The sequence below is a fragment of the Moorena bouillonii PNG genome, from assembly GCF_001942495.1.
GTDB lineage: Bacteria > Cyanobacteriota > Cyanobacteriia > Cyanobacteriales > Coleofasciculaceae > Moorena > Moorena bouillonii.
The window spans coordinates 1,348,088-1,352,226 of sequence record NZ_MKZS01000001.1; the positions used below are offsets into that span (position 1 = coordinate 1,348,088).

Sequence of the window (4,139 nt, forward strand, 5' to 3'; positions counted from 1 at the left end):
CCCTCGGTGCGCTTTCCGTAGGCGAATTAAATTCGCCACGGGTCGCACCGCTCCCCATCTCCCCATCTTACCATCTCCCCATCTTCCCATCTCCCCATCTCCCCACCCTCCATCTAATTATGGGTATTCAACCTGACTTGATATTAGAGGTTAGTGGGAATAATAATCCTCTCACTCAGTTGAATAGTTAAGTGTTTTCATCATTTTATATAAAGATTTAGAAAAATTCCCCGGATACCGATAAATTGCTACTGCCACTTGTGATAAAAACAAGAGAGTATTAGAGACAAGTATAAATTAGGTGCGCTTGACCAATTAAGAATTAAATTCGCCACGGGTCTGGTGAATAATCCCTCTGCTCAGCTTTTGCTGAGTAACCCCTAATTAACTATGTGCCTAAGATGTGCATAAGTTGGCTTTGGATTCATCGGGGATTAAACTAATTTTTGTTGTTATTCAGGTTTATATTAAACAAAACTCGTTAAACTAAAAACCATATAAAAAATATAAACGAGTTGTGAAAATCTATAAACCCAAAATCATCGTATTATTGGCATCCTGGCTGCTTGATAGTTTACAACCTATTTATAATTGCTACATACAGGAATATAGTTTGGAAATGATTGTTATAAGATCACCTCATTTATCAAGAGGTCTACAGCTTGTGATTCACAATCCATATCGGGGAATGCAGAATCGGCAATGGAGAATTGGTAAGAGATCCAACTGTACTTGAGCTGCCAAAGGACAGTCAGCAATAGGATCAATTTATTTAGCATCTATCTATCCCATAGCAAAATTCCATAGACTGGTGAATTTAGAGAAAAACGTATTAGCTAATACTTTCTTGAAGAAGTAGCAGTGTTAAGATTATTGATTCAGGGTGAATGTATTAGCTCTGTAGAGCTAACTATAAATAAAAACGATCCATCTATAGAAGCATCTATAGATGCATCTATAGATGCTTCTATATTAGTGGTAGGAAATAAACAGTTTATCACTGCATTTGTGAAGCGGACTTGCTATATAAAGTCTAGCACTGTCGAGGTATCTTGGGAACTTGATGATGTCATACAACTCATCAAGACTAGACAACCGGCTATTTTAATTTTGCAGGCAACGCAGGTGGCTAGTTTACAACTATGTCGTCAAATTAAAGAACAAAAGCTGCTCGGTTGGATATACTGCATTGTGATCAATGACTTGCCCGAAATAGCGATTGAAACAATGGGCCGAGACCCAAACTGGGAGTTAAGAGAATGTGCTCAAGCCCTAGAAAACGGTGCAGATGCCTACTTACGGATCAGTTCAATCAGTAATCAAGACTCAGCCATATCTGTAACAGAACATCGGTTGCTTAAGGCACAAATTCAGACAGGGTTACGAGGAGTCCGACTATACCGAGAAGCAATGCACACTAATGATTTCCTATCTAGGATAGCATTGGTTGATCCCTTGACAGAATTGAGCAATCGTCGGGCAATGGAATGGGAGTTACCCCGACAAGTCGAAAATGCCTTTCGTAAATCAACGCCCCTGAGTCTGATTATCCTAGATGTGGACTATTTCAAGTCCATCAACGACAACTACGGACATCCGGTAGGCGATCGCGCTCTCAAGCTACTGGCAAGTCGTCTCAAACATAACCTACGTATTCAAGATTCCCTCTTTCGCTATGGTGGAGAAGAGTTTGTGATCATTCTTAGTCACACTGACACTCAAGAAGCCCGAGCAGTGGCTAACCGAGTGCGACATATTATTAGCGATCAACCCTTTCAGATTGATAGAAGATTAGTGCTCCCAATTACCATTAGCTTGGGTGTTGCTTCCCTTAACAAAAATAAGGACGACCATAGAGGGGAAAGCCTACTGCGATGTGCTGACCAGAACCTACGGATTGCTAAATCTAATGGTCGCAATCGGGTTTATTGTTGTTGCAATCACTAATTTTCAGGTAAATTGCTGACTCAAAACCACTGGCTTGTGGACAGTAATTTTTTTCTTGTGAATCGAAATCATTTCTTTTTCCCTTAGGTCTCCCAGTAGACGGGTGACAGTCACCCGAGTCGAACCGATAGCTTCTGCGATCGCTTGATGGGACAACTTCAGTTCAATGGTAATCCCATCCCCACAGGGTATCCCAAAGTCACGGCAGAGAATTAATAGAAAACTAACCAATCGAGACTCCATATCCCGATGAGCTAGGGTTTCGATCATCATTTCGGTCTGTAATATCCGAGACGATAGCCCCCGTAACATCAACATTGATAATTCCGGGTTTTCCTTCAGTGCTTTTTCTACCTGGTCAATCGGGGAAGAGAGTAACTCTACAGTTGTAAAGGCAACTGCATGATAGAACCGATCAGATTGGTGACCAGTAATCAGGGATAGAACACCGAAAACCGTATTTTCTCGCAGCAGTGCTACAGTAATTTCTTCTCCTACTTCGTATACTCTAGACAGTTTGACAGCACCTTTTAGCAAAAAGTAAACCCGTTCAGCTGGATCTCCTGGGAAGAAAATCGTTTTACCTCGCTCATAGGTTTCTACGACTGGTGGAAACGCTCCTCTACCAATCTGACGAAAAACAGCCGCTAGTGGTGTATCCTGCGTCACAACCCTATCCATATCTATTCCTTTGTAGCAATGCCCCTATCTATTTATAGTGAAAAGACTTCCGGGGATGTTAAGCCACGGATTAGTCAATGAATCTTGTCTATTTAGGCTTGTATGTTTAGGCTATTTTAGCGGATTTTAAACAGTTTTATTTAGTTTGTCGTGAACTGCTACAACCGTTCTTAATTCCCCTTGCCAATCAATTTCGGCACTGGAACCAGTGGCGAATTTAATTACAGGTCAAGCGCAGCGGGCAAGTTTTGAGCTAATTTGCCAACAGGCCAACAGTATTAACTGCTAGTCTATAGTTTAGCAAGCTCTTGGCTTGATTTTCCCTTAACCCTGTCAGGTAGAAGCGGCGATTAGTACCAATCATCGTGGAATCGACAAATTTATCAAAAATATTGGGTTTAAAACCCCGTCCTTCTAGGACGGCTTTCTGAAAATCCACGTCTGTTTGGTGTATAATCTAGATAGGTACAGGCTGAAAAACCGTTGGCTCAACCGGAAGAAAGATCCGCAATTGATTGCCCATAAAGAAGTAATGCCTAGAGGGTAGGGAAAGTCCTCTTTAAAAACCCAATCGTCAATCAACAGTTGGCGTGTGAACCTAGAAGAATAACCTTTGAGATAAAACAAAGTACGGTGGGGCACACCGGAACTTGAGGAAAAGGAAGGAAAACGGACTTTTAAGGCACTTCCAACAAGTACTCTAACGCCTAAGGAGAACTGCCCTCTAGGTCTGTCGTGAATTGACTGGGAATTTGGTGTTGTCACGGATTTCTTCTGGTTAAGTATTGTCTTGTTTTTGGCGGCGTCAAAAATAGGAACTCGGCGGTTTACGGCGGCTCGTAGATTTAGGAATCCCCGCGCCTTTTGGCAAAGCCGTTCGCACCTCAACCAGCGTCGCCTACGGCGGAAGCGTGGCCTACGGCCTCCGCTACGCGAACAGGCCGGTGAGTGTCAATTCTAACTACTTAATATCAATCTGAGCTAAGTTTTTGTAAAAATTGCTACCAAACACTAAAAACCTCAGGGGTCATTATTGGTGCTTACCTCAGGGGGTAAGCCTGAAGGGTAAACGGGAGACCCGCTTTGGGGTGTGGAGCGAACGGGTTTGGGGTGGACAGTAGCCATTCCTATGGTTCTAGTTGGGTGAGTAACCTCACCCTCGCCTGCCATAAATAATCCCTATTAAGTCGGGGAGTTAGTCGCTATTTCGCTTCCGGGTGATTGCAGATCCCCCATAATATAGGTAGTTTGATTACCTGGCACCCTTGCTTATAAACTATAATAAAGGTTTATACTGAAAATTTATAATAAAAATTATAACAATATAATACTTGACCAGACTTGGGCTCACAATTACCTATTACTAGTTGAAAGCGATGCAGCGCGGTCTTGGGGGTTTCCCCCACTCGCGCTTTGCATCAAGAATAGAGCTGAAAAACTCAACGTTGCTGCATTCAGCGATGCAGCGCGGTCTTGGGGAGGCAGCGCCGACCTGCGGGGGTTCCCCCCAT

At 42.9% G+C, this 4,139-nt stretch carries 3 protein-coding genes; 1 reads left to right on the forward strand and 2 read right to left on the reverse strand.

Annotated elements, in window-relative coordinates; all coding sequences use genetic code 11:
* Positions 1 to 861: 861 nt before the first annotated feature.
* Positions 862 to 1,947: a GGDEF domain-containing protein gene (locus BJP37_RS05555; RefSeq protein ID WP_229415214.1), complete on the forward strand. Its 1,086-nt coding sequence runs from the start codon at positions 862 to 864 to the stop codon at positions 1,945 to 1,947.
* A 3-nt stretch (positions 1,948 to 1,950) separates the two neighbouring features.
* Here BJP37_RS05555 and ntcA read toward each other — a convergent pair whose 3' ends face one another.
* Both ntcA and BJP37_RS05565 read right to left on the reverse strand, forming a co-directional pair.
* On the reverse strand, positions 1,951 to 2,628 hold the full coding sequence (ntcA, locus tag BJP37_RS05560) for a global nitrogen regulator NtcA (protein WP_070391512.1): 678 nt from the start codon (positions 2,626 to 2,628) through the stop codon (positions 1,951 to 1,953).
* Between the two features lie 253 nt (positions 2,629 to 2,881).
* Complete coding sequence (locus BJP37_RS05565; RefSeq protein WP_075897117.1) at positions 2,882 to 3,067, reverse strand: hypothetical protein; 186 nt, start codon at positions 3,065 to 3,067, stop codon at positions 2,882 to 2,884.
* Positions 3,068 to 4,139: the final 1,072 nt, after the last annotated feature.